This window comes from Streptococcus mitis (genome assembly GCF_000722755.1).
In the GTDB taxonomy this organism is placed as follows: Bacteria; Bacillota; Bacilli; order Lactobacillales; family Streptococcaceae; genus Streptococcus; species Streptococcus mitis_CM.
The window spans coordinates 866,152-891,072 of the sequence record NZ_JPFY01000013.1; the positions used below are offsets into that span (position 1 = coordinate 866,152).

Annotated in this window: 23 protein-coding genes, 1 tRNA gene and 2 pseudogenes; 4 read left to right on the forward strand and 22 right to left on the reverse strand. The window is 40.3% G+C overall.

The genetic code is table 11. The annotated features are described in order from the left end of the window. Window positions 1–8: 8 nt before the first annotated feature. From SK578_RS07470 to parE, 12 genes and pseudogenes are all read right to left on the reverse strand, one after another. A tRNA-Tyr gene (locus SK578_RS07470) sits at window positions 9–89 on the reverse strand. 49 nt (window positions 90–138) lie between these two features. Continuing rightward, window positions 139–369, reverse strand: a complete 231-nt coding sequence (locus SK578_RS07475; protein WP_000037113.1) for a DUF2969 domain-containing protein — start codon at window positions 367–369, stop codon at window positions 139–141. Between the two features lie 97 nt (window positions 370–466). Beyond that, entirely contained in the window at window positions 467–2,434 is a 1,968-nt protein-coding gene (locus tag SK578_RS07480; protein ID WP_042751380.1) for a peptide ABC transporter substrate-binding protein, read from the reverse strand. A gap of 22 nt (window positions 2,435–2,456) precedes the next feature. Beyond that, complete coding sequence (locus SK578_RS07485; RefSeq protein ID WP_042751381.1) at window positions 2,457–3,479, reverse strand: branched-chain amino acid aminotransferase; 1,023 nt, start codon at window positions 3,477–3,479, stop codon at window positions 2,457–2,459. A gap of 135 nt (window positions 3,480–3,614) precedes the next feature. Then, a complete protein-coding gene (gene parC, locus SK578_RS07490) occupies window positions 3,615–6,089 on the reverse strand; it encodes a DNA topoisomerase IV subunit A (RefSeq protein WP_080709991.1) in 2,475 nt (824 codons plus the stop codon). A gap of 762 nt (window positions 6,090–6,851) precedes the next feature. Beyond that, a complete protein-coding gene (locus tag SK578_RS07500; protein WP_042751384.1) occupies window positions 6,852–7,700 on the reverse strand; it encodes an aminoglycoside 6-adenylyltransferase in 849 nt (282 codons plus the stop codon). Further along, window positions 7,690–8,202, reverse strand: coding sequence for a hypothetical protein (locus SK578_RS07505; protein WP_042751534.1), 513 nt, complete (start codon window positions 8,200–8,202; stop codon window positions 7,690–7,692). The genes SK578_RS07500 and SK578_RS07505 overlap by 11 nt, the downstream gene beginning before the upstream one ends. 82 nt (window positions 8,203–8,284) lie before the next feature. Then, window positions 8,285–8,884: pseudogene (gene fic, locus SK578_RS07510) on the reverse strand (protein adenylyltransferase Fic). Window positions 8,885–8,976: 92 nt separating this feature from the next. Next, window positions 8,977–9,722: pseudogene (locus SK578_RS11270) on the reverse strand (DUF6261 family protein). A gap of 197 nt (window positions 9,723–9,919) precedes the next feature. Then, window positions 9,920–10,156, reverse strand: coding sequence for a hypothetical protein (locus tag SK578_RS07525; protein WP_042751387.1), 237 nt, complete (start codon window positions 10,154–10,156; stop codon window positions 9,920–9,922). 35 nt (window positions 10,157–10,191) lie between these two features. After that, on the reverse strand, window positions 10,192–10,971 hold the full coding sequence (locus SK578_RS07530; protein ID WP_042751388.1) for a hypothetical protein: 780 nt from the start codon (window positions 10,969–10,971) through the stop codon (window positions 10,192–10,194). A gap of 12 nt (window positions 10,972–10,983) precedes the next feature. Next, window positions 10,984–12,927, reverse strand: a complete 1,944-nt coding sequence (parE, locus tag SK578_RS07535; RefSeq protein ID WP_042751389.1) for a DNA topoisomerase IV subunit B — start codon at window positions 12,925–12,927, stop codon at window positions 10,984–10,986. Window positions 12,928–13,062: 135 nt separating this feature from the next. Here parE and plsY point away from each other — a divergent pair, with 135 nt between their 5' ends. Next, complete coding sequence (gene plsY / locus SK578_RS07540; protein ID WP_042751390.1) at window positions 13,063–13,704, forward strand: glycerol-3-phosphate 1-O-acyltransferase PlsY; 642 nt, start codon at window positions 13,063–13,065, stop codon at window positions 13,702–13,704. A gap of 34 nt (window positions 13,705–13,738) precedes the next feature. On the opposite strand, the gene SK578_RS07545 is transcribed toward plsY, so the two are convergent. The 9 genes from SK578_RS07545 to SK578_RS07585 form a co-directional block, all read right to left on the reverse strand. Next, window positions 13,739–14,695, reverse strand: coding sequence for an ABC transporter permease (locus tag SK578_RS07545; protein ID WP_033677420.1), 957 nt, complete (start codon window positions 14,693–14,695; stop codon window positions 13,739–13,741). 2 nt (window positions 14,696–14,697) lie between these two features. Next, window positions 14,698–15,756, reverse strand: a complete 1,059-nt coding sequence (locus SK578_RS07550) for an ABC transporter permease (RefSeq protein ID WP_000038671.1) — start codon at window positions 15,754–15,756, stop codon at window positions 14,698–14,700. Further along, entirely contained in the window at window positions 15,749–17,284 is a 1,536-nt protein-coding gene (locus SK578_RS07555; protein ID WP_042751391.1) for an ABC transporter ATP-binding protein, read from the reverse strand. Before SK578_RS07555 ends, SK578_RS07550 begins: the two co-directional genes overlap by 8 nt. Window positions 17,285–17,427: 143 nt before the next feature. Then, window positions 17,428–18,480: a BMP family lipoprotein gene (locus SK578_RS07560; RefSeq protein WP_001036139.1), complete on the reverse strand. Its 1,053-nt coding sequence runs from the start codon at window positions 18,478–18,480 to the stop codon at window positions 17,428–17,430. Window positions 18,481–18,569: 89 nt separating this feature from the next. Next, window positions 18,570–18,959, reverse strand: a complete 390-nt coding sequence (locus SK578_RS07565; RefSeq protein WP_042751392.1) for a cytidine deaminase — start codon at window positions 18,957–18,959, stop codon at window positions 18,570–18,572. Continuing rightward, window positions 18,946–19,608, reverse strand: a complete 663-nt coding sequence (gene deoC, locus SK578_RS07570; protein ID WP_042751393.1) for a deoxyribose-phosphate aldolase — start codon at window positions 19,606–19,608, stop codon at window positions 18,946–18,948. The genes SK578_RS07565 and deoC overlap by 14 nt, the downstream gene beginning before the upstream one ends. 19 nt (window positions 19,609–19,627) lie before the next feature. Then, window positions 19,628–20,905, reverse strand: a complete 1,278-nt coding sequence (locus SK578_RS07575) for a pyrimidine-nucleoside phosphorylase (protein ID WP_042751394.1) — start codon at window positions 20,903–20,905, stop codon at window positions 19,628–19,630. Further along, window positions 20,902–21,492 carry a class I SAM-dependent methyltransferase gene (locus SK578_RS07580; RefSeq protein ID WP_080709992.1) on the reverse strand — a complete coding sequence of 197 codons (591 nt, stop codon included), beginning with the start codon at window positions 21,490–21,492 and terminating at the stop codon, window positions 20,902–20,904. The genes SK578_RS07575 and SK578_RS07580 overlap by 4 nt, the downstream gene beginning before the upstream one ends. A 210-nt stretch (window positions 21,493–21,702) precedes the next feature. After that, window positions 21,703–22,107: a hypothetical protein gene (locus SK578_RS07585; protein ID WP_042751396.1), complete on the reverse strand. Its 405-nt coding sequence runs from the start codon at window positions 22,105–22,107 to the stop codon at window positions 21,703–21,705. 200 nt (window positions 22,108–22,307) lie between these two features. Between SK578_RS07585 and coaA the strand changes: the two genes are divergently transcribed. From coaA to SK578_RS07600, 3 genes are all read left to right on the forward strand, one after another. After that, window positions 22,308–23,228, forward strand: coding sequence for a type I pantothenate kinase (gene coaA, locus SK578_RS07590; protein WP_020902939.1), 921 nt, complete (start codon window positions 22,308–22,310; stop codon window positions 23,226–23,228). Between the two features lie 67 nt (window positions 23,229–23,295). Next, on the forward strand, window positions 23,296–23,532 hold the full coding sequence (gene rpsT, locus SK578_RS07595; protein ID WP_001274000.1) for a 30S ribosomal protein S20: 237 nt from the start codon (window positions 23,296–23,298) through the stop codon (window positions 23,530–23,532). Window positions 23,533–23,584: 52 nt separating this feature from the next. After that, complete coding sequence (locus SK578_RS07600; protein WP_042751398.1) at window positions 23,585–24,118, forward strand: DNA topology modulation protein; 534 nt, start codon at window positions 23,585–23,587, stop codon at window positions 24,116–24,118. A gap of 382 nt (window positions 24,119–24,500) precedes the next feature. Here SK578_RS07600 and SK578_RS07605 read toward each other — a convergent pair whose 3' ends face one another. Then, on the reverse strand, window positions 24,501–24,878 hold the full coding sequence (locus tag SK578_RS07605; RefSeq protein ID WP_080709993.1) for a YwiB family protein: 378 nt from the start codon (window positions 24,876–24,878) through the stop codon (window positions 24,501–24,503). Window positions 24,879–24,921 lie beyond the last annotated feature (43 nt).

Here is a 24,921-nt window from a genome sequence, read left to right on the forward strand (position 1 = left end):
TGATGAAATGGAGAGAGAGGGATTCGAACCCCCGAACCCGAAGGAGCGGATTTACAGTCCGCCGCGTTTAGCCTCTTCGCTATCTCTCCTACAATTAACATGGACTATTATATCATGAAAATTTCAAAAAAACAAGACTTATTTTGCTAAATTATAATTTTCAATCAAAATTTCCACAGCTTTTTCCAATTTTTTATAAAAACTATCGACATTCCCATTCTTTATGATGGCAAATTGTCCATCTAATTCGGCAATTTCTCCGATAACTTTTTTACCAATGGTCAAGGTATAACCTTCAAAACTGTCTTTTCCTACATTAACCTTGGCATCTGCTACTTGAATTTCAATTTTTTTATCTTTCTTACTCATTTCATACCTCTCTTCACTTTTTCTATTTTACAAGAAAATCCAAAAACTAGCAAGAAAAAACTCTACATCAGGCTTGTCTGATATAGAGTTTTCCGCTTTATTTAATGTGTTTTTCTAGTTCTTTTTGGTACTTACCATTTGATTCCAATTTTTCTTTTTGCCATTTTTTCAGTGCTTCTTCATATTCTTTTGTCGTAACGATATCTTTTTGTAATTTCATTCCTTTAAAGATATATGGGTCACCCTTAATACCAACTTGTGAGTATGGTTTTGAGAATGGTACTACATTACTTACAACTGGAGAACCACCAGATGAGGCTGTTGGCATCAATAATGAACTATCTGTCAACCAAGCTTGAGCCTTGGCATATTTTTCATATCGTTCTTCAAGATTCGTAGTTTCTGAATCCGCATCATCCAATAATTTCTTATACTCATCTAAACCAAGTTTAGCTACAACATCTTTATCTTTCCCTTTAGTAATACCTAGGTGCTTCATAGCAGAACCTGATTTAGGATCCATGATATTCAAGTAAGATGCTGGGTCTTGATAACTTGGAGCCCATCCTGTACTGTTCAAATCATAGTCTTTTTGAGAAGGAACACGCGCTTGTGAAGTGATTGTTTCCTTTTCATTATCTGTCATTTGAAGAACGTCGATGACAACATTTTCAGCACCAAGTGTTGATTCGATAGACTGTTTGAAAGAGTTACTTTGTTGAACGGCGATGGTATCTGTTTGTTCAACTGGGACATCCAAGTGAATTGGGAAAGTTACCCCTTTAGATTCTAGGTCTTTCTTAGCTTTTTCGAATGCAGCTTTAGCCTTGTCAGGGTTGTAGATAGAATCCTTACCGTCAACTAGCTCAACACCCTTCCACTGGTCACCATAGTTCACCAACTCTGCTTGAGCGATTTGACCAAAGTTTTTACCACCTGCTTGTACAAAGTTATCTGGAACGAGACTGTTACGAATAATCTTGTCCGCACCGTCTTCACCATTTAGCTGGGCAGCATAAGAATGGCGGTTGAAGGCAAAGTTGATAGCCTGACGGAAGTCCTTATTAAGCATAGCTTCTTTTGTAGAAGTCTTTTGCTCTTCACTTGTTTTCGCAGTTTTATTATATGACTGACGATTTACGTTAAAGGTGAAGTAATAACTACTTGAATCCTGTGGGCTATAAGTGATTTTATCTCCGTATTGTTCCAAAGTAGAAGCAAAGTTTGAGCTACTTGGGAAGAGACGGGCTGTCGTATAGGCACCAGAAGAGAAACTACGAATCAAGGATTCCTGATCAGAACCATCGTAGTAAGTCAATTTAATCTTCTCGATTTTTACCTTTTCTTTATCCCAGTAATTTGGGTTTTTCTCGTATTCGATTAACGATTTAGACGTTAAGGTCTTCAAGATATAAGGACCATTGTAGAGAATTCCTGCTGGAGTAACTGCTCCATAATCTTTACCTGACGCCTTCAAAAACTCTTCATTTACAGGCAACATCGTTGCTGTGGTGACTTTAGAGTTCCAGAAGCTTTCTGGTTTGTTTAGGGTATATTCAACTGTGTAATCGTCCAAGGCCTTGACACCAACTGTAGAGAAATCATTGGTCTCACCAGTCATGTAGGCATCCAAGCCCTTGATTGAATTTTGGATGAGAGAGACACCGTCTGACTTACCGTCAGCTACGTGTTTTAGTCCTGTCACAAAGTCATGAGCTGTTACTTCTGCGTATTCTTCACCTTCTGATGTGTACCATTTAACTCCTTTACGAAGTTTATAGGTATAAGTCAAACCATCTTTTGAGACAGACCAATCTTCAGCCAAGGAAGGAATAACATTTCCGTATTGGTCATTTTCCATCAATCCATCAACCACGTTCCCGATGACATCTGTTGTAGATGTACGAGTCGCTATACTATAGTCCAAAGATGCTGGATCTACTGCATAGACATATGAAAATGTTGTCGGTGCATCTGCTTCTTTATCAGCTTTTCCACAAGCCGCTAATAGAGCTGTTGTGCTCAGGACCACTCCTGCTGTTAAGAGCCACTTTTTAGATTTCATAAAAAATCTCCTTTAGTTAATTTTAATCTACTTTTACAATCCAACCTTCTGGCGCTTCAATATCGCCAAACTGAATTCCTGTCAACTCATCATAGAGTTTGCGAGTCACAGGACCTACTTCTGTTTCACTATAGAAAACATGGAAATCATCACCGTGCTGAATACCTCCAATTGGAGAAATAACCGCTGCTGTACCACAGGCACCTGCCTCTACAAAACGGTCAAGGTTATCAATTGGAACATCTCCTTCAATAGGAGCTAAGCCCAAGCGATGTTCTGCCAAATAAAGCAAAGAATACTTAGTAATAGATGGCAAGATAGATGGACTCAATGGTGTTACAAATTCATTATCAGCTGTAATTCCAAAGAAGTTAGCTGAACCGACTTCTTCAATCTTTGTATGAGTTGATGGGTCTAGATAGATAACATCTGAGAAATGGCGTGATTTCGCCAATTTCCCTGGCAAGAGACTGGCAGCATAGTTTCCACCAACCTTAGCCGCACCTGTACCATTTGGCGCTGCACGGTCGTATTCATCCTGAATCAAGAAGTTGGTTGGGACCAAACCACCCTTAAAGTAATTTCCAACTGGCATGGCAAAAATCGTGAAAATATACTCTTCTGCTGGTTTTACTCCGATAATATCTCCGACACCAATCAAAAGAGGGCGAAGATATAAGGTTCCACCTGTTCCGTATGGAGGTACGTATTCTTCATTCGCACGAACAACTGCCTTACAAGCTTCTACAAACATTTCTGTCGGAACTTGTGGCATCAAGAGACGATCACAAGTACGTTGCAGACGTTTAGCATTTTCATCAGGACGGAAAAGTTGAATACTGCCATCCTTAGTACGATAAGCTTTTAAACCTTCGAATGCTTGTTGTCCATAGTGAAGACTTGGAGAAGACTCTGAAATGTGCAAGGTTGCATCTTCTGTCAACTCTCCTTGATTCCATTGTCCATTTTTAAAATGAGCAATATAGCGATAAGGTAATTTCATATAGGAAAAACCAAGGTTTTCCCAATCAATCGTTACTGTCATATTCCACTCCTTATTCTGAAAACCTATTTCTTATATTCTACACTATTTTTCTAAAATAGCAAGTATATTTTGTAATTTTCAGAAAATTTCTTCAATAAAAAAGAACCAGCTCTTAGAACTGATTCTTCATTTCACTTATTTGGCTTCTGTAAATACTTCTTTAAGATAAGCGTCAAAAACTTCTTCATCAGAAATCGTATCAGAAATGAAGCTTCCGTTGCTAGTGCGTTCTGACAAGTTCAAGTCTTGCAATCGGCTTTCATAGATTGTTCCTTTGTTGGATTGAACAAGCAGCGTTTGGTCGTTCTCTTCCACTTCTGTACTGAAGAGATCACCAACGAAGCCTTGTTCTGCAACTGCACCTGCCAAGAAGACACGATGCGGTTTATTTTTTAGCTCACGCAAGACTTGTAACCCACGTTTGGCACGGCTGGTTGCCGGAATTTCATCAATAGAAACACGTTTCAAACTTCCACGTTGGGTCAAGAGGTAGAAGGATGAGGTGTTACAGATAAAGGCAGATTGGAGGACATCATCTTCTTTCAAATTCATAGCCTTGACACCTGCAGCCTTAGCACCGACAACTGGAACCTCTTCGATATTGAAACGCAGGGCATAACCATTTTGGCTAATCAAAAGAACATCATCCAGTTTAATTGGAGCCACTGCTACAATCTGGTCCGTATCATCTTTCAACTTGGCATACTTGACAGACTTAGACTTGTAGGTTCGCCATGGAGAGAATTCTTTGCGTTCTACCCGTTTAATTTGACCGAGACGAGTTGCAGCAAAGTAGGTTGTGGCATCATCAAACTGATCCACGACTTCAGCATAAAGGATTTCTTCGTTAGTTTCAAAGTTTGTAATGGTCTGGCTCAGGTGCTCACCGATATCCTTCCAACGAATATCAGCCAATTCATGAATTGGTCGATAAATGACATTTCCAAGAGTCGTGAACATCAAGAGATGCTGGGTTGTCTTAGCAGCTTGTACAAAGATCAAACGGTCATCATCACGTTTGCCAATTTCCTCTAGCGTTGAAGCCGCAAAGGAACGTGGACTAGTACGCTTGATGTAACCTGCCTTGGTCACGCTGACGTAGGTATCTTCCTCTGCGATCAGACTAGCTGTATCAATCTCGATTGCTTTTGCTGTGTCTTCTAAGCTACTCAAACGCGGAGTAGCAAATTTCTTCTTAACCTCACGAAGTTCTTTCTTCATGAGATTGTACATAGTACGTTCATCCCCGATAATAGCCGCCAGCATGGCAATCTTTTCACGAAGTTCTGCTTCTTCTTCCTGCAAGACAACCACATCGGTATTGGTCAAACGGTACAGTTGCAAGGTTACGATAGCCTCAGCCTGTTCTTCCGTAAAATCATAGCTTACCTTAAGATTTTCCTTAGCGTCCGCCTTATTCTCAGAAGCACGGATAAGCGCAATGACTTCGTCCAAGATTGAAATCACTCGAATCAAACCTTCGACGATATGGAGACGTTTCTCAGCCTTTTCCTTGTCAAAGCGTGAACGCGCTAAAATCACTTCACGACGGTGGGCGATGTAGCTAGACAGGATTGGAACAATCCCAACCTGACGAGGCGTGAAATTGTCAATTGCCACCATGTTAAAATTGTAATTGATTTGTAGGTCGGTGTATTTAAATAGGTAGTTGAGAACAAGCTCCGTATTAGCGTCTTTCTTGAGTTCAATCGCGATACGAAGACCGTCACGGTCAGACTCATCGCGAACCTCAGCAATACCTGCCACCTTATTATTGACACGAACATCATCAATCTTCTTGACTAGATTGGCCTTGTTGATTTCATAAGGAATCTCAGTAATAACGATTTGCTCCTTACCACCTTTTAGCTTTTCAATCTCAGTCTTGGAACGAACAACCACGCGCCCTTTCCCAGTTTCATAGGCCTTCTTAATTTCATCACGACCCTGAATAATCCCTCCAGTAGGGAAGTCTGGTCCAGGCAAGAATTCCATGAGTTTTTCAACTTTGGCCGTTGGATGGTCAATCATGTAAACCGCCGCATCAATGACCTCAGCCAAATTATGGGGAGGAATGTCTGTGGCATATCCAGCCGAAATACCAGTCGAACCATTGACCAAAAGATTTGGAAAGGCTGCTGGCAAGACTGTCGGCTCTTTCTCCGTATCATCAAAGTTCCAAGCAAAAGGAACTGTCTTTTTATCGATATCCTGAAGAAGATAGCCTGCAATCTCAGACAAACGCGCCTCCGTATAACGCATAGCCGCAGGCGGATCTCCGTCCATAGAACAACCGTTATTACCGTGCATTTCGACTAGAATCTCACGATTCTTCCAGTCCTGTGACATACGAACCATGGCATCATAGATGGAACTGTCACCGTGTGGGTGGAAATTCCCCATGATATTCCCGACAGACTTGGCCGACTTACGGTAACTCTTGTCAAAGGTATTGCCATCCTTATTCATAGAATAAAGAATGCGACGCTGAACCGGCTTCAAGCCATCACGAATATCTGGCAAAGCCCGGTCTTGAATAATGTATTTGGAGTAGCGACCAAAGCGCTCTCCCATGATGTCCTCCAGGGACATGTTTTGAATGTTGGACATAAGATACTAAGCCCGTAAAAAGCAGAGTGAAAATAGGAAATTATTGCAGTGAGCGATGCTCGCAAGAGTATTTATATTTTTTCACACAGCATTTAGGGCGTGTTCAACTCCTTTCAAAGAATGTAGAGTAGGTGTAATGATAAAAGGATGTAGGAAGGATTAGTCCCGTGTTCAGTTACCGTAAGAAACCAAACAATCCTTTCTGTAGTTTAAAGTTTTGAAAATTTTTATCAGGTTAAAACATTTTAGTTTACTTAAATTTAGCTAGTAGGTACTTGTTCAACTTTTCTTTGTACAAAAAATAAATATATGGAAGGAAGAAATGAAATAACAACGGTCCCAATAAGCAAAGCATTAAATACATTTTGATGTCCATGAAAGACTTCATTCCAATACATAGTATTAAGAAGATGGAAGACTAAACCAATTAAGTAGCAAAAGCTAATAACTATCATCTTCCACCTTAATAGAGAATAGATAGAAGACAATCGAAGAGCATGGTAAATTACTGCTGTAATGAGCATTGGAAAACAAAAAGAGATTAGAAAGAAATAGAATCTTAAAACATCATCAAAAAGCTCTGTGCGATCTATTGAAATAAGCCAAATATTACACAAGGTTATAACAATCGGGAAAAATAATCCATACACCCTTTTATTTAACTTATTTCTTTTAAGAGCTAGAAATATAGAAGACACCAATACTAAAATTTGGACTCCTGGGAATCCCATGAAAAATAAAGCAAATACATAATCTAGCATACTAGCTCAACCTTTCCTCAGCATACTCAATCATCTTCTCAGCTACTTTCTTATAATAGTCAAAGCCCATCTTTTGAGCAAGGATTTGAGCTTCTCTGTGGAAAAGGTCCATCGTAGCAAACAATGAATGAGTAAGTTTCTCTACACTTGAAAAATCCAGCAGATTTGAGAATTCCTTCTCTTTCTCAGCAGACATATAGTTAAAGAGACACTTGTAGTTCTTGCCAACATCGACCGTTCCCTTATCTGCTGCCACTTGCCAAGCTAAGACCTTCAAGAGTTCTTGTTGACAAATTCCGTAGAGATGGTCCGTGGCATAAATGACTTGCTTGCGACAGATACCCTTGACCACGTAGGATGACACCCACCAAAATTCATTGCAGGCTTTTTTAAAATCCGTCTCACTAGCTGGATGTATCCAGAAACGCTGAGGACTGGGAGAATAGGATTCAAACAAGCCCTTATCATCTACTAAAACTGTGAAGCAAGCCTCGCTATCCACCCACTCGTTGATGTCTTCTTTAGGACAGAGGGTTAGATCAATGCGATTCCCATCTTCAAAAAGCATGAGATAAAGACGGCGATGTCCCAGAGTAACCTCTTGCTCAATGATACGTTTGCCAAACCGGTCCAACCAAGAAAGGTCTCTCGTCAGATTATCTAAATCGTCCACGACATAAACAACATCATAATCTTGAAACTCATCTTTTAGTGCTTTTGTATCAGTTCGTGAACCAGACATGGCGACAGCTTCTACTTGTATATTTTCGGCCACCTGTAAAATCAATCTCAGCATTTGCTCTTGATTTCTGTATTTTCTGCACCTATCTTTAATTAAGTTATTTTTCATAACTGTCTAGCTCCTCTTGTTTCTGAAGGATTCGTATTCTTTTCTTCTCAAGTTCTCCTACTATCAATTGGAAAGTCGAACCAATTCCTAAAACGATTAAAATAAAATAAAGTAAAGTAATATCGTTTCTACGATATGTTTTAAAAATTCTCCATAACACAAATAGATTCACTAACGAAAGGAGGAAAAGTAAACTGGCATTGAAGCGAAGTATTATAGCGAACTTACTCTTAAAATACCTATAATGTTTTCCAATCCTATAGAGGGTATATAGTGAGAAAACAATCATCAAAGGGGTGAAAGCAAGTGCATAAAATAAGATAAACCCTATTCCTGAGTATGGTTTACTTTCCATGGGTAGATCTAATAGACAGATACCAATAGTGAGGATGTTCAATATAAATAAGGATACTGTGCGAGCACACTCTTTTCTACCTTTACTGGTCATTAAGTCATATATAATTCCAAAAATAGCCAAGAGAATGAGGAAAAAAGGTATCATTAATAACGTAATCAATCCTGCACCTCCAATAGTTTTAGCGTTTGTTTCCCTAAAAAAGATAATCATCACCTTTACTTGAACTTTATAACTCCCCTGTCTGGTAAAGGCTGTACCCTTCGTAATAATATGAAGCATCCACACCCTTAAAGAAACGGGCCTGAGTGAGGTCATCCGTCAGATTATCGAGGAGGAGATACTTAAGTTCTCCAGTCTACACTCCACTACGCTTCATGGCATTCAGGTATTCATCCTTATCAATGGCGTTCCAATCTACCACTTTCTCCGCTTCTGACGAAGCATACAATCTAGCCAAATCCGCATGGCACGTCCATTCCCCTCACGGAAAGGATGGCAATATTCATATCCGCGTACTTATCAATCACTTAATCAAAATTCTCATGAGGAAGTTTGTCAGGATACTGTATGGATTGCTCTAAAAAATACGGGTGGAAAATTGAAAGTTATCCTTTGCACTATTGACATCACGGAATTTTCCAGCGAAATCATAGATGACCGAAAAGAGATAATGGTGAATAGCGGACAGCCCTGAAAAAGTGCCAACTTCCATCTTGAACAAAGCTCCTGTCTGAAAAAGCAGGGTGGCTTGTTTTTTTGTCAGTTTTTCTTCTACATCTGCCAACTGGGCTGAGTTTGTAATGCCTAGTTTATTTTCCCATACCATGTTTGTTCCCATTTCTATTCTTTTAGAAGTTCAAAACTTCGCCTTATGTTACAAAAGCTCGTCTATCTGTGAGGGACTTCTTCAGAAGAAAGCTACTTTTCCTCAGCTACTGCTTCTTGCTTGCTTTTCTTTGGTGTCAATTTTTTATAGCGACTACGGATAGCGTTGAGATAGTCACGGAGATCAGCATACTGCGTCTTATCTGGATAAGCATAGGCGTTGATTACAGTAAAATCCACAAGGAAATCATAGATTTCTTGCAGTTTCGCACGAACTTCCTTATTTTGACTAGGTGCCTTTCCTTTTTGCTCAGCCAAGCGCTCCTTATAGGCTTTTTCAAACTGAGCCTACGCCTTTGTTAAGGTTTCTACATGAGTTTTCAAATGCAGGGTTGAAAGGGCAGTTTGGTAGTCAGTATCTTTTAGCTCCTTTAGCAAATGGTTAATAGCTTCTGTCTCTTTTTCGTAGCTCATACTCATTAGCCCAGCATAATTTTTGAAAAGTTTGTTGAGTTTGTTGTAAGCTTCCTTGCTACCTGCCTCTTTGACACGAGAGAAGGCCTTGACCAAGCTAGTCAAGGTAGAAAGCGCATCATCGCGCTCACGATCAGAAGCTTCCAGACTAGCCACCGTTTGACTAGCCTTGAAACGGTGCAAACCAGCTTGCAAGGTCTCAAGAAGTTTTTCCATATCCCAAGCTTCGTTGCATAAACCTGCTCAGACTTATTGGATTTTGTAAAAGCCCCTAACTCGTCCTTACTCTCAGATAGAAGTTGGAAGAATTCGTTGTTTTCTAAATTGCGTACAGTTAAACTTGTGATTCCATATTCTTTTTTCATAAAACTCCTCCTTCTTCATTTGTTTTTTAATCTTTTGCCGCAAAACCGCTCAGAATACACGTAAACGTTCGGGTTTTGCTCTAAAAATTCAAATCACACATGTGTGATTTAGTTTTTTACTCCTAGACAAGAAATTCTTCATGTGGAATTTCTTGTCTAGGGGTGGGGAAGGTGTTTTCTCAAAATTTTCGACATTATTATATCTCAATTCTATTTTTTTCAACAATGCTTTTGCTCCCATTGTCTAATTCATTCAGTTTGTGATTTGTTTTATCTAAAGAATAATACGATCTTTTAAGTAAGGCTTCATACTGATCTGCTAAAGAAATATGCTTAATAGTTTCTTTCCAAATTTCTGTATCGTCATCATTTTCCGGAATCCAGCCTGATTCTTCTATTTGTTTAAATTTTTTAGAAGTTACATAGAAACTCACGAACTTATTTTGACTTTTAATTTCTGAATATAAATCTATAATAAATTCAAAAATAGCATAAAGTTGATCAATGCCATTATAATGTTGCTCAATGGCAGTAAATTTTTCGTCAAACGTAAAATGTTGTTCTTTTTCTTCACCGGATAATAATTTTTATACCCATCAGAAAAAAATTTTTGAAGATTCTTTTTATAATTTCCGATAAGAAAATATTCTTGCAATATTCTTTTTATTTCATCTACTTCCTTCTCAACATTAAAATCACTATTGAGGGGAAGACTTTTTGTTTTTTCTTGTTCTAGTTGTTGAGTAACCTTGTTCTTCTCAGGAGCACTCTGAATAAGGTTGACAATTTTTTCTTCCAAGTGATCAATTTTATCTCTAGTTTGCTCATGCATTTTGTTATTTACTGCAATATCAGCTTGTGTAAGATTGGAAGTATCCTTTACTGTATCATATAAGTATTTTTCCAATTCATCCATCAGATTATTTGAAAAGTCCTTAACATCAGTTCGTCCTTCAAATTTTTCTGAGAGATGCTCTTTGAATTCTGAGTAACTTTTAAATTTACTATCTAAGCTATAACAAATTTTTATTAGTTCCTCACAAACTTGATACTTCTCCCAAAGGCTAATCACATCCTCATAGTAAGGATTTTCAATGTGTCTATCTGTAAGCTGCTTTTTAAAATCTTTTATGGCTTTTTCTATTTTCTTTCTATCTTTTTTATCTTTAATATCCAACTTTGTCATTAAAGATGAAAGAGCAGAATCTGCAACTTTACCAAAAAGATAAGACGTAATACTTTCTATCATCACTTTCTCCAATCAAAACGCCCCACTCTCTTCCAGCGTAAACTTGACATTGTCTTCAATCCACTTACGTCTTGGTTCGACCTTGTCTCCCATGAGGACATTGACGCGGCGTTCGGCGCGTGCTAGGTCTTCGATGGTGACACGTATGAGGGTACGCGTTTCTGGATTCATGGTTGTTTCCCAGAGCTGGTCGGCGTTCATCTCTCCAAGCCCCTTGTAGCGTTGGAGTGTTGCGCCTTTACCGAACTGCTTGCGGAGTTCTTCAAGTTCTCCGTCTGTCCATGCGTAGGCCACTTGTTCCTTCTTGCCTTTACCTTTTGACATCTTGTAAAGAGGCGGAAGGGCGATATAAACATGTCCTGCCTCAACTAGCGGACGCATGTAGCGGTAAAAAAATGTCAAGAGTAAAGTCTGAATGTGGGCACCGTCGGTGTCCGCATCAGTCATGATAATGATCTTGTCATAGTTGGCATCTTCAAGGGAGAAGTCTGCTCCAACACCCGCACCAATAGTATAAATCATGGTATTGATTTCTTCATTTTTGAGGATATCCGCCATCTTGGCTTTAGCTGTATTGATAACCTTACCACGAAGAGGCAAGATTGCCTGGAACTTGCGGTCACGGCCTTGTTTGGCAGAACCTCCGGCAGAATCCCCCTCGACTAGATAGAGTTCATTCTTAGCAGGATTCTTAGACTGAGCTGGGGTCAATTTTCCAGACAATAAGCCCTTGTCTTTTTTATTTTTCTTACCATTCCGGCTCTCATCACGCGCTTTGCGAGCCGCCTCTCGAGCGTCACGCGCCTTGATAGCCTTGCGGATGAGGTTAGAAGCCAATTCACCATTTTCCATAAGGAAGAAGGTCAACTTATCAGCTACAATCCCATCCACAACGGGACGAGCAAGCGGACTTCCAAGTTTATCCTTGGTCTGACCTTCAAACTGGAGGTGTTCTTCAGGAACAAGGATAGAAAGAACGGCCGCTAGTCCCTCACGATAGTCTGAGCCTTCAAGGTTCTTATCTTTTTCCTTGAGAAGCCCCGTCTTACGCGCATAGTCATTCATAACCTTAGTAATGGCAGACTTAAGTCCTGTCTCGTGCGTTCCACCGTCCTTTGTGCGGACGTTATTGACAAAGGACAGAATGTTATCTGAAAATCCGTCATTGTACTGGAGGGCCACTTCCACTTGGAAACCATTGTCTTCCCCTTCAAAGTAAAGAACTGGCGTTAAGGTCTCCTTGTCTTCGTTCAGATAAGAAACAAAGTCTTGTACCCCATTTTCATAGTGGAATTCAATCGCTTCGTCTGTTCGTTTATCAGTCAAAGACAAGGTCACATTTTTCAAGAGAAAGGCTGATTCATTGAGGCGCTCTGAAATGGTATTGTACTTGAAGTCTGTCGTAGAAAAGATAGTCGAATCAGGCATAAACGTAACCTTGGTACCTGTCTTAGACTTAGGCGCTGTACCGATTTTCTTCAAAGTCGTAACAGGTTTGCCACCATTTTCAAAACGTTGCTTGTAGATTGCACCATCACGAGTGATTTCAACTTCTAGCCAGCTAGAAAGGGCGTTAACTACGGAAGAACCCACCCCGTGGAGACCACCTGATGTTTTGTAGCCACCTTGACCAAATTTTCCTCCAGCGTGGAGAATGGTAAAGATTACCTCAACTGTTGGAATTCCCATAGCGTGCATACCTGTCGGCATCCCACGTCCGTGGTCTTGAACCGTTAAACTGCCATCTTTATTGATGGTCACATCAATACGGTCACCAAATCCAGACAAGGCTTCATCGACAGCATTATCGACGATTTCCCAGACTAGGTGGTGGAGACCAGCACCATCGGTTGATCCGATATACATCCCCGGACGTTTTCGGACCGCATCCAACCCTTCTAGCACCTGAATGGCATCATCATTATAATTATTAATATTGATTTCCTTTTTTGACACAAGGAACCTCCTATTCGTTCATCTTTACTATTCTACAGGTTTTCTAAGGATTTTGCAAAATTTTTCTTTCTCCGCTGTGACAATTTCAGAAGAGATTCTCTGCCTTTCTTCTCCATTTCATGATATAATAGTAGTATGATTACAATAGTTTTATTAATCCTAGCCTATCTGCTGGGTTCGATTCCGTCTGGTCTCTGGATTGGACAAGTATTCTTTCAAATCAATCTGCGCGAGCATGGTTCTGGAAATACCGGAACAACCAATACTTTCCGCATTTTAGGCAAGAAAGCTGGTATGGCAACCTTTGTGATTGACTTTTTCAAAGGAACCCTAGCAACACTTCTTCCGATTATGTTTCATCTGCAAGGCGTTTCGCCTCTCATCTTTGGACTTTTGGCTGTTATTGGCCATACCTTCCCTATCTTTGCAGGATTTAAGGGAGGCAAGGCTGTCGCAACCAGTGCTGGAGTGGTTTTCGGATTTGCGCCTGTCTTCTGTCTATACCTAGCAGTTGTTTTCTTTGGAACCCTCTATCTTGGTAGTATGATTTCGCTATCTAGTGTCACAGCATCTGTCGCGGCTGTCATCGGAGTTCTACTCTTTCCACTTTTTGGTTTTATCCTGAGCAACTATGACCCTCTCTTCATCGCTATTATCCTAGCACTTGCTAGCTTGATTATCATTCGTCATAAGGACAATATCGCTCGTATCAAAAATAAAACTGAAAATTTGGTCCCTTGGGGATTGAACCTAAGTCACCAACATCCTAAAAAATAAAACGCCAGTTCTGTACTGACGTTTTTTTGTATGCTTATTTTGATTTGATATAGTTGATACCATCTGCTTTTGGTGCTACCGCTTTTCCAAAGAAGGCTGCCAAGACAAGAATTGTCAAAACATAAGGTGCGATTTGAAGATAAACTGTTGGCACACCTTGTAGGAATGGCAATTGAGAACCGATAACAGCCAAACTTTGTGAAAGTCCAAAGAAGAGACTAGATAGCATGGCTCCGATTGGATTCCATTTCCCGAAAATCATCGCAGCAAGGGCGATAAATCCAGGTCCAACAATAGTTGTCACCGAGAAGTTAACTGAGATGGATTGAGCATAAATCGCTCCGCCAATTCCACCTAGGAAACCTGAAATAATAACCCCTAAATATCTCATCTTGTAGACATTGATTCCCAAAGTATCCGCTGCTTGAGGGTGTTCACCGACAGAGCGGAGACGAAGACCAAAGCGAGTCTTGAAGAGGATAAACCAAGCAAGGAATGAGAAGGCAATCGCTAGATAACCAAGTAGACTAGTTGACTTGAAGAAGATATCACCAATCACTGGGATATTTGCCAAGACTGGGAAATCAAAGCGTCCAAAAGTCTGACTTAGGTTGTCGGTTTGTCCTTTGTTATAAAGTACTTTCACCAAGAAAACAGCCAAGGCTGGCGCCATCAAGTTCAATACCGTACCGCTGACAACATGGTCTGCACGGAAATGAACCGTCGCTGCTGCGTGGATGATGGAGAAAAGCCCCCCTACCAATCCTGCTACAAGTAAGGATAGCCATGGAGTTGCTGCTCCAAATTGTTCTGCAAATTCAAGGTTAAAGACAACTCCAGAAAAGGCACCCATAACCATAATTCCTTCAAGACCGACGTTTACCACACCACCACGTTCAGAGAAAACACCACCGATACTTGTAAAGATGAGGGGCGCTGAGTAAATCAGCATAGAAGACACCAAGAGGGTGAGCAAGGTTGTAATAGACATCTTTACTTACCTCCTTTAACTTGTTTTTTCGGTTTGACAAAGCGTTCGATAAGGTAATGAACACTGACAAAGAAGATAATAGACGCTGTTACAATGCTGACAAGTTCAGACGGTACCTGCGCCGCATTCATACCAGGGGCTCCAACTTGGAGAACACCAAATAGGAAGGCTGCAAAGAGAATACCAATTGGTGAGTTGGCTGCAAGCAAACTAACCGCCATCCCGTTAAATCCGACAGCTAATGACGAACCCTGAACATAAACGTTCTGGAAGGTTCCAAGGCCTTCAACAGCTCCACCAAGACCTGCCAAAGCACCTGAAATAATCATTGAGAGGATAATTGTTCGTTTGGCAGAAATACCAGCGTATTCCGATGCGTGTGGATTAAGACCAACCGCACGAATTTCAAAACCAAGGGTTGTTTTCTTGAGCATGAACCAAATAACTGCAACGGCAATGATGGCAAAGAAAATACCAATATTCATCCGCGAATTACCAGTCAATTCGGACAACCAAGGAGTCTGATAGGTTGCATTAGCCCCAACACGAATCGTCGAATCTGTACTTTGCATAAAGTCTTTAGGGAAAGCATGGATAAAGGCATTCCCTACATACAAGACAATGTAGTTCATCATGATGGTTACGATAACCTCTGACGTCCCCAGATAGGCTCTAAGAATACCCGGAATCGCTCCAACAATCCCACCAGCAATTAAGGCAATCACGATGGTTGCTAGAATCATCAAGGGACGTGGCATATCTGGATGAGATAAGGCAAACCAACCACTGAGAATCCAACCAGCCAAGGCCTGACCAGGAAGCCCAACGTTAAAGAAACCTGCACGACTGGCAACAGCAAAACCAAGACCAATCAAGACCAAAGGCCCCATAGCACGGAAGATTTCCCCAATCCCGCGTAGACTACCGAAGGCTGTATAGAACAATTCTTCGTAGCCCCAAATAGCATCATAACCGAAGATCCACATGACAATGGCTCCAAGTAAAATTCCAAGGAAGACAGAAATCAAGGGAACCGAAATTTGTTGTAATTTTTTAGACATCACTCTTCTCCTTTCCCAAGTTTCCACCAGCCATCAAGACACCAAGTTCTTGTTTATTGGTTGTTTCTGGTGATACAATACCTTGAATCTTACCATCGTGGATAACGGCAATACGGTCTGAGACGTTTAAAATCTCATCCAATTCAAAGCTGACAACAAGAACAGCCTTCCCGTTATCACGCTCTTCAATCAAACGTTTGTGGATATATTCAATGGCACCGACATCCAACCCACGAGTTGGCTGGCTGACGATAAGGAGATCAGGATCACGATCAATTTCACGAGCAATAATTGCTTTTTGTTGATTTCCTCCTGAGAGTGCCGCTGCAGGAACAAATTCATTTGCAGCACGAACATCAAACTCTTCCATTAGCTTTTTAGCATAAGAAGTAATATTTGAATAGTTCAAAATTCCATTTTTACTATGTGGTTCTTTATAGTAGGTTTGAAGGGCAATATTTTCAGAAATCATCATTTTCAAAATCAAGCCATCACGGTGACGGTCTTCTGGAACGTGCCCAACACTCAACTCTGTAATTTGTCGTGGGTGCAAGCCTACAATTGAATCTCCTTTTAGCTCAATGCTACCAGATTCAACCTTGCGAAGACCTGTAATGGCTTGAATCAGTTCAGACTGACCATTTCCATCAATCCCCGCAATACCAACAATCTCTCCAGCACGAACATCCAAGGACAGATTTTTCACAGCTGGGACACCGCGGTTTTCATTGACCACCAAATCTTTGATTGACAAGACCACTTCTTTTGGTTGAGAGGCTTGCTTCTCTGTTTTAAAGGAAACAGAACGACCTACCATCATTTCTGCCAAATCAGCATTGGTAGCTCCTGCAATTTCGACGGTTTCAATTGATTTCCCACGACGGATAACTGTAACGCGGTCAGAAACTGCGCGAATCTCGTCCAACTTGTGGGTAATCAAGATAATTGATTTCCCTTCTTTGACAAGATTTTTCATAATAGCCATCAACTCATCAATTTCTGATGGAGTCAAAACAGCCGTTGGCTCGTCAAAGATAAGGATATCAGCCCCCCGATAAAGGGTTTTTAAAATTTCTACACGTTGTTGGGCTCCAACTGAGATGTCTGCCACCTTGGCAGAAGGGTCAACAGCTAAGCCATAACGTTCAGAAAGAGCCTTGATTTCTTTGCTAGCTCCAGCAATATCTAGCACACCATTTTTAGTTAATTCACTTCCTAAAATGATGTTTTCAGCCACTGTGAAGGCTTCTACCAACATAAAGTGCTGGTGAACCATCCCGATTCCCAAGCTAGCTGCTTTAGATGGTGAGTCGAGGTTGACAACTTGACCGTTGACCACAATTTCACCACTGGTTGGTTCAAGAAGCCCTGCTAACATGTTCATGAGCGTGGACTTACCGGCCCCATTTTCTCCTAAAAGTGCATGAATTTCACCTTTTCGTAGGTGAAGGTTGATTTTGTCGTTGGCAACAAATTCACCAAACACCTTGGTAATATCACGCATCTCAATGACATTTTCGTGTGCCATGTGCTCTTCCTTTCAGAGTCTTATTTTATTTCAATAAAACTTGCTAGTTTATCTAGTAGCAAGCTTTACTGAGACAAAATGACTTTGTCTCAACTCTTAAAAAAGCGGCCCTTGGCCGCTTCCTAAGAAATGACTTCCATCCATTATTTTGCAGGAACTTTTACGCTTCCATCAAGGATTTTAGCTTTTGCATCTTCAACAGCTTTTTTACCTTCTTCTGAAAGGTTTGTTACTGCCAAGTCAACCCCTTTATCTTTCAACGAGTAAACGATTACTTGACCGCCAGGGAACTCACCTTTTTCTGCTTTGTTAGCAATATCTTTTACAGTTGTGCCAACTTGTTTCAAAGTAGATACAAGAACAAAGTTTGATTCTTTACCATCTTTAGAAGTGTATTTACCTTCTACTTCTTGGTCACGGTCAACACCGATAACCCAAACTTTTTCACTTTCAGGACGGCTCTCGTTGAGTGATTTTGCTTCTGCAAAGACACCTGCACCTGTACCACCAGCTACTTGGTAAACAACGTCTGCACCAGCTGCGTATTGTGCCGCTGCAATTGTTTTACCTTTGGCATTATCATTAAATGAACCAGCATAGTCAACTTGTACTTTTATAGATGAATCTACCGAGGCAACACCTGCCTTGAAACCGGCTTCAAAACGAGAGATAACTTCAGACTCCATACCACCTACAAAACCAACTTGTTTTGTCTTAGTTGTTTTAGCTGCTGCAACACCTGCGAGATAAGCAGATTCATTGTCAGCGAAAGTTACACTAGCAACATTCTTTTTATCTTTAATCACATCATCAATCAAAACATAGTTCAAATCAGTGTGCTCTTCTGCTGCATCTTTAACTGCATTGTGAAGGGCAAAACCAACACCAAAGATTAGGTTGTAACTTCCAGCCGCTTGTTGCAAGTTGTTAGCGTAGTCAGCTTCACTTGTTGATTGGAAATAAGTAAAGCCTTTATCTTTTGAAAGATTGTGTTCTTTACCCCAGTCTTGCAAACCTTCCCAAGCTGATTGGTTGAATGATTTGTCATCAACACCACCAGTATCAGTGACGATTGCTGCTTTTGTCTTCACATCAGAAGATGAAGCTGCATTACGAGAAGAGCGGTTACCACATGCAGCAAGTCCAACTGCTGCTACTGCAACTAGACCAAGGCCTAGCCATTGTTTCTTGTTCATTACTGAACCTCCTAAATAAGATGTGCAACGATGTTGCAAGTATGGATTGGTTGGCCACAAGGACCGTGCCACTCAGAGAGCGACTCAGACTAGTTTAAGTCTGTAAAAGAGTATGGAAGTAATTCCCCGACCGTCATCTCGACCGTCGATTTATCTTTTGCGACTAAGGTCACTTTTAGATCTTGTTCAAAAAATTCGACCATTACTTGGCGACAAGCACCACATGGTGAGATTGGTTTTTCAGTCTCTCCATAGACAATCAATTCTGAAAACTCTCTTTGTCCTTCGGAAACTGCTTTAAAAATGGCTGTTCTCTCACCGCAATTGGTCAAAGGATAGCTAGCATTTTCGATATTCACTCCCGTGTAAACACTTCCGTCTTTTGCCACTAAAACTGCTCCGATAGGAAAGTGAGAATAAGGCACATAGGCATGTTTGCTGGTTTCAATTGCCAGTTCAATCAACTCAGTAGTCGCCATCTGCCAATTCTCCTTTTAGAATTGCTACCCCAGCTGAAGTTCCGATACGGGTCGCCCCTGCTTCTAAAAATGCAAGAGCATCTGCATAAGAACGAGCTCCACCAGCAGCCTTGACACCCATTTCTAGTCCAACTGTTTCACGCATTAATCTAACATCTGCTACCGTCGCACCACCAGTTGAAAAGCCAGTAGATGTTTTAACGAAATCAGCTCCAGCTTTTTGAGCTAATTGGCAAGCCACAACTTTTTCTTGGTCAGTCAGAAGGCATGCTTCAATAATGACTTTTACTAACTTGTCACCACTTGCTTCTACAACAGCACGGATGTCCGATTCAACCAAATCAAGATTACCTGATTTGAGAGCTCCAACATTGATCACCATATCAATCTCATCTGCTCCATTTTGGATAGCTTCTTTGGTTTCAAATGATTTCACGGCTGAAGTTGTTGCTCCCAAGGGGAAACCAACTACTGTGCAGACCTTGACATCTGTTCCTTCAAGCCCTTTTTTAGCATATTTAACCCAGGTCGGATTGACGCAAACACTGGCAAAATCATACTCTCTAGCTTCAGACAACAAACAATCAATTTGATTTATTGTCGCATCTTGTTTCAAAAGTGTATGATCGATATATTTATTTAATTTCATATTCGGATTCTCCTGCAGTTTATGAGATTATTTCTATAATTTCTCGTAAACTTTGCACACTATCATTTATTTTAACATATTTTTGAAAATCTGTAACTAGCTGAGGAGAAATTTTTCCATTTGTGTATACTTTTGCAACAATTTCTCCCTTTTGAACGGAATCTCCAACTTTCTTTTCAAAAACAATTCCTGTTTCATAGTCTAAGGCATCAGACTTGACTGCACGGCCTGCCCCCAGTCTCATAGCATAAAGCCCAAATTCCATAGCTGGAAGAGCTGAAATGACACCCGTTTCCTGAGCAGGGATTTCCACTACATGGGCTACATTTACAGGACGATACAAGTCTTCTAAATCTCCACCTTGGGCTTGGACCATTTCCTCAAACTTAGCCAGTGCCTTACCATTGTCAAGATGTTGGCGAACTTCTTCCACTGTCTTGTTCACATTAGCCAAACCAAGCATAATTTGAGCCAATTCACAGATGAAGTGGGTAATATCCTGGCGGCCTTGACCTTGTAAAATCTCCAGTGCTTCAAGGATCTCCAGACGATTTCCAATCGCTCGTCCCAATGGCTGACTCATATCCGTAATCACTGCTACCGTCTTCCGGCCAACAGCCTTACCAAGATCCACCATGGTTTGAGCCAATTCACGCGCCTCATCAACCGTCTTCATGAAGGCACCCTCACCGACAGTCACATCTAGCAAAATAGCATCTGCCCCTGCCGCAATTTTCTTGCTCATCACCGAACTCGCAATCAAAGGAATCGTGTCGACAGTTGCGGTCACATCACGGAGAGCGTAGAGAAGCTTATCCGCTTTAACCAGCTGGTCTGATTGCCCAATGACAGATACTCCAATATCCTGCACTTGATTAATGAAATCCTCTTGACTACGTTCTACTTCATAACCCTTAATGGACTCCAATTTATCAATTGTTCCGCCTGTATGGCCGAGACCACGACCACTCATTTTGGCTACAGGCACACCAAAGCTAGCAACAAGAGGAGCCAAAATCAAGGTTACCTTATCACCAACACCACCCGTAGAATGCTTGTCAACCTTAACCCCATCAATAGCTGATAAATCAAACTCTTGCCCTGTCTTGACCATCTTCATAGTTAGGTCAGAGATTTCTCGAGTCGTCATTCCTTTGAAATAAACAGCCATAGCAAAGGCAGACATCTGATAATCAGGAACAGTTCCTGACACATAGCCTTCTACCAGCCATTCAATTTCACTCGAAGTCAATTCTTGACCGTCTCGTTTCTTTTGGATTAAATCAACTGCTCTCATTCTTTCACACTTCTAAGGATATAGTATCCCTTATCTTTTTTAACGACTTCACAATTGCCAAACACATCTTCCATCTTAGACTTAGCACTTGGGGCCCCTTGTTTTTTCTGGATAACAATTGTTAAATCTCCACCAGTTTCCAAGAAATCTTTACTTTTCTCAATGATTTCATGAACCACTTGCTTGCCCGCACGGATAGGAGGATTGGAAATGACGTGGTCAAATGTGCCTTCAACTTGTTCATAGATGTTAGACTGGAAAATCGTCGCTTCTACTTTATTTCGTTCAGCATTTTGTCGCGCCAAATCCAAGGCACGATTATTAATATCGACCATGGTCGCCTGAACTCCATAAGCCTTAGCCAAGGACAAGCCCAAAGGCCCGTAACCACAGCCTACATCAAGGACAGTTTCTCCTTGGTTGACCTCAAGACACTTGAGCAAGAGTTGACTTCCAAAGTCAACCATTTTCTTGCTAAAAACACCAGCATCCGTCAAAAAGGTCATTTTTTCTCCCAACAAGTCCACTCTCAACTCATGAATGTCGTGAGCAGCGTCAGGATTCTCTACATAATACATTTTACTCATGAAACTATTTTACCATAATTTGACTTAAATTGTAAATCGTTTACAAATTGATAATAAAACGAAAAAGACTGAAGAAAGCTAGTAGGTAAAACCTTTTCTTCAATCTCTTTCAACACTTATAGATAAATGATAAACCATTTAGAACTAGAAATATCATAGTCAGGATAAAACAAAAAGTTTATCATCTATAATCGGGCGTATTTATTATTACTATTGCTTAACCTTCAGATACTTAATTATCAACAGGATTCCCAATAAGATGTTTAGATAAAAGCCCAACTGATACGTTTTTGTCAGGAATTCCAAACTTGTCCAAAGTCGTATCAAATCTTCTAGTGACATGCGGAAGAAATAACCCTCTGTAGCAATCCATAGAACTAAAAAGAAATAACTACCAGCAGCAAGCCATTTCGTCCACCGTTTTTTTAGGAAGAAAGCAATCAAGAGCGAACAGATAAAGACAGCTGTTACAATGGCATGTTCCATCAAAAAAGTAAAACCGTAATAGGTTTCCACAAAACGTCTACCATTATCCGCATTCGCTCCTTTTAAAAAAGGTAGTGCAAAACTTAAAATAAAACAGAGTTCCAATATGTAACTTTTTAAGATTTTCATGACACACCTCCTATAAGTTGTGAATCCCAAAGCCCCCTTTATTAGCTTATAAGTCAGGAGAAAGTAGCTCCTACTTCATCAATAAATTGTTCATCCTCTATCTACCTCTATTATATAATATTGATTTACTACATTCAAGAAACCGCTTTATTTTTTTAGCTTTTTATGGTATGATAAACAAAATATCTAGGGGAAAACAAATGACCAACGAATTTTTACATTTTGAAAAAATCAGTCGCCAGACTTGGCAATCTTTACATCGGAAGACAACACCTCCTTTGACAGAAGAGGAATTAGAATCCATCAAGAGTTTTAATGACCAGATTAGTTTACAGGATGTTACCGATGTCTATCTTCCCCTAGCCCATCTCATCCAAATTTACAAACGTACCAAGGATGATTTGGCCTTTTCAAAAGGAATTTTCCTTCAACGCGAAAGCAAATCCCAGCCTTTTATCATTGGGGTTTCTGGTAGTGTTGCCGTTGGAAAATCCACAACCAGTCGCCTACTTCAAATCCTACTGTCCCGTACACTTACAGATGCTAGGGTTGAGTTGGTAACAACTGATGGCTTTCTCTATCCCAACCAGACCTTGATTGAACAAGGGATTTTAAATCGCAAGGGATTTCCTGAAAGCTATGATATGGAAGCTCTTCTCAACTTCCTGGATCACATCAAAAATGGACAAGATGTAGATATTCCTGTCTATTCTCATGAAGTCTACGACATCGTACCTGAGGAAAAGCAAAGCGTCAAAGCAGCTGACTTTGTCATTGTCGAAGGGATTAACGTTTTTCAAAATCCACAAAACGAGCGTCTCTACATTACTGACTTCTTTGACTTTTCCATCTATGTTGATGCTGCAGTAGATGACATCGAGAGTTGGTATCTCGACCGTTTCTTGAAAATGCTGAGCCTAGCCCAAAACGACCCTGATAGCTATTACTATCGCTTTACTCAAATGCCGATTGGGGAAGTGGAGTCCTTTGCCCATCAGGTCTGGACCAGTATCAATCTCACAAATCTACAAAATTATATTGAACCAACCAGAAATCGAGCAGAAGTGATTCTACATAAAACAAAGAACCATGAAATCGATGAAATTTACTTAAAAAAATAATTTTCCCTTGTCAAAACGTAAGTTTTCAGATATAATGGTATAGTTAGTAAATATGGAGGTAAGAACATTGGCAAACATTAAATCAGCTATCAAACGCGCTGAATTGAACGTTAAACAAAACGAAAAAAACTCAGCTCAAAAATCAGCTATGCGTACTGCTATCAAAGCTTTCGAAGCAAACCCATCTGAAGAACTTTTCCGTGCTGCTAGCTCAGCTATCGATAAAGCAGAAACTAAAGGTTTGATTCACAAAAACAAAGCAAGCCGCGACAAAGCTCGTCTTTCAGCTAAACTTGCTAAATAAGAAACAGTCCATAGAGGCTGTTTTTTTGTCCTCAAATAGGAAAAGGTAGAAAATGAAAATCGCAATTATCGGATATTCTGGTGCTGGTAAGTCAACTCTAGCCGAAAAGTTGTCTCACTGCTACTCCATCCCAAAACTTCACATGGACACACTCCAATTTCAACCCGGTTGGCAAGACAGTGACCGTGAATGGATGTTGACCGAGATGAATAACTTTCTCACCAATCATAAAGCTTGGGTCATCGATGGAAATTATTCTTGGTGTTTCTATGAGGAAAGAATGCAGGAAGCTGACCAAATCATCTTTCTCAACTTTTCCCCATTGACCTGTCTCTTTCGAGCCTTTAAACGGTATCTCACATACCGAGGCAAGGTCAGAGAAAGTATGGCAGCTGGTTGTCAAGAACAATTTAATTGGGAGTTTATCAGATGGATTCTCTGGGATGGGCGGAGCAAATCCGCTAAAGAACGCTACAAGTGGGTTCAAGAAACCTATCCAGATAAAGTTGTTATCCTTAGGTCTCAAAAGGAGATAGATTACTTTATAAAGACTCACGAAAACAAGAAGAAAAACCAACATGGATAATGTTAGTACTATTTGGAAGACAAATCCCCTTTTTGGGGGCTATTTCCCCAAAATATTTTCTTCATTATTTACCAATCTATCCTATCTAAAACTCTGAATTCTATAGAAATGAAAAGGGACATTCACTGTCCCTTTTATCAATTTTTAGATTTTGAATATACAATAATCACAATCGATAGTCCTCAAATCCTCTTTACTCATTTGGAACGAGTATAAGGGAAGACGGATATTATATTTAGCTTTCATAAATAATAGGTAATGGAATGAGTGTTATAACCTTAATCTGAAAAAATAAAGGTTTCAGCTACTAAAAATGTGCAAGAAAAGCTTGATTTCATAAACTTTATCAGCTTCGTTGCTATAACCTCGTCCCCAGTCATACCTAGCCCCAAGTAATTTCCAATTGATAGCTGGCAAAGGGATATCCCTCTTGGTTTTGTAGTTGATAGTCTAAATGAATCTTTTGCCCATCAACTTCATAACGACTGGTTTGGATAATAAACTCCTGCATGCCCATGGGTGTAGGAATATAGGCCAAACTATCACTATCCTTTAGAAAGCGCATAATGGTCTTGGGATTAGAAAATCGGCTCATCACCAACTCTTGACCATGAAATTTAATAACTACTTTTTCCTTTTCTTCATTATAGAAAAGCAGGTAGCTATAGTCCCCCTTTTCATGCACTTCCACGTCATAGAGCTGGTCAATCACTTCCAACTGCTCATCAAACTGAATCGTATTTCGCATCCGAATCTTCACATCAGGTCCTCTTTCTTGTCTCTTGTCCTACTATTTTACCAAA

Coding starts and splice junctions, on each gene's coding strand:
- SK578_RS07560 (WP_001036139.1), bottom strand. CDS start 18,480: ATGAACAAGAAACAATGGCTAGGCCTTGGTCTAGTTGCAGTAGCAGCA.
- SK578_RS07500 (WP_042751384.1), bottom strand. CDS start 7,700: ATGAAAAATAACTTAATTAAAGATAGGTGCAGAAAATACAGAAATCAA.
- SK578_RS07475 (WP_000037113.1), bottom strand. CDS start 369: ATGAGTAAGAAAGATAAAAAAATTGAAATTCAAGTAGCAGATGCCAAG.
- SK578_RS07545 (WP_033677420.1), bottom strand. CDS start 14,695: ATGTCTATTACAACCTTGCTCACCCTCTTGGTGTCTTCTATGCTGATT.
- SK578_RS07485 (WP_042751381.1), bottom strand. CDS start 3,479: ATGACAGTAACGATTGATTGGGAAAACCTTGGTTTTTCCTATATGAAA.
- coaA (WP_020902939.1), top strand. CDS start 22,308: ATGACCAACGAATTTTTACATTTTGAAAAAATCAGTCGCCAGACTTGG.
- SK578_RS07480 (WP_042751380.1), bottom strand. CDS start 2,434: ATGAAATCTAAAAAGTGGCTCTTAACAGCAGGAGTGGTCCTGAGCACA.
- SK578_RS07575 (WP_042751394.1), bottom strand. CDS start 20,905: ATGAGAGCAGTTGATTTAATCCAAAAGAAACGAGACGGTCAAGAATTG.
- SK578_RS07565 (WP_042751392.1), bottom strand. CDS start 18,959: ATGGCGACTACTGAGTTGATTGAACTGGCAATTGAAACCAGCAAACAT.
- SK578_RS07580 (WP_080709992.1), bottom strand. CDS start 21,492: ATGAGTAAAATGTATTATGTAGAGAATCCTGACGCTGCTCACGACATT.
- SK578_RS07505 (WP_042751534.1), bottom strand. CDS start 8,202: ATGATACCTTTTTTCCTCATTCTCTTGGCTATTTTTGGAATTATATAT.
- plsY (WP_042751390.1), top strand. CDS start 13,063: ATGATTACAATAGTTTTATTAATCCTAGCCTATCTGCTGGGTTCGATT.
- SK578_RS07600 (WP_042751398.1), top strand. CDS start 23,585: ATGAAAATCGCAATTATCGGATATTCTGGTGCTGGTAAGTCAACTCTA.
- parC (WP_080709991.1), bottom strand. CDS start 6,089: ATGTCCAACATTCAAAACATGTCCCTGGAGGACATCATGGGAGAGCGC.
- SK578_RS07530 (WP_042751388.1), bottom strand. CDS start 10,971: ATGATAGAAAGTATTACGTCTTATCTTTTTGGTAAAGTTGCAGATTCT.
- deoC (WP_042751393.1), bottom strand. CDS start 19,608: ATGAAATTAAATAAATATATCGATCATACACTTTTGAAACAAGATGCG.
- SK578_RS07585 (WP_042751396.1), bottom strand. CDS start 22,107: ATGAAAATCTTAAAAAGTTACATATTGGAACTCTGTTTTATTTTAAGT.
- SK578_RS07550 (WP_000038671.1), bottom strand. CDS start 15,756: ATGTCTAAAAAATTACAACAAATTTCGGTTCCCTTGATTTCTGTCTTC.
- SK578_RS07555 (WP_042751391.1), bottom strand. CDS start 17,284: ATGGCACACGAAAATGTCATTGAGATGCGTGATATTACCAAGGTGTTT.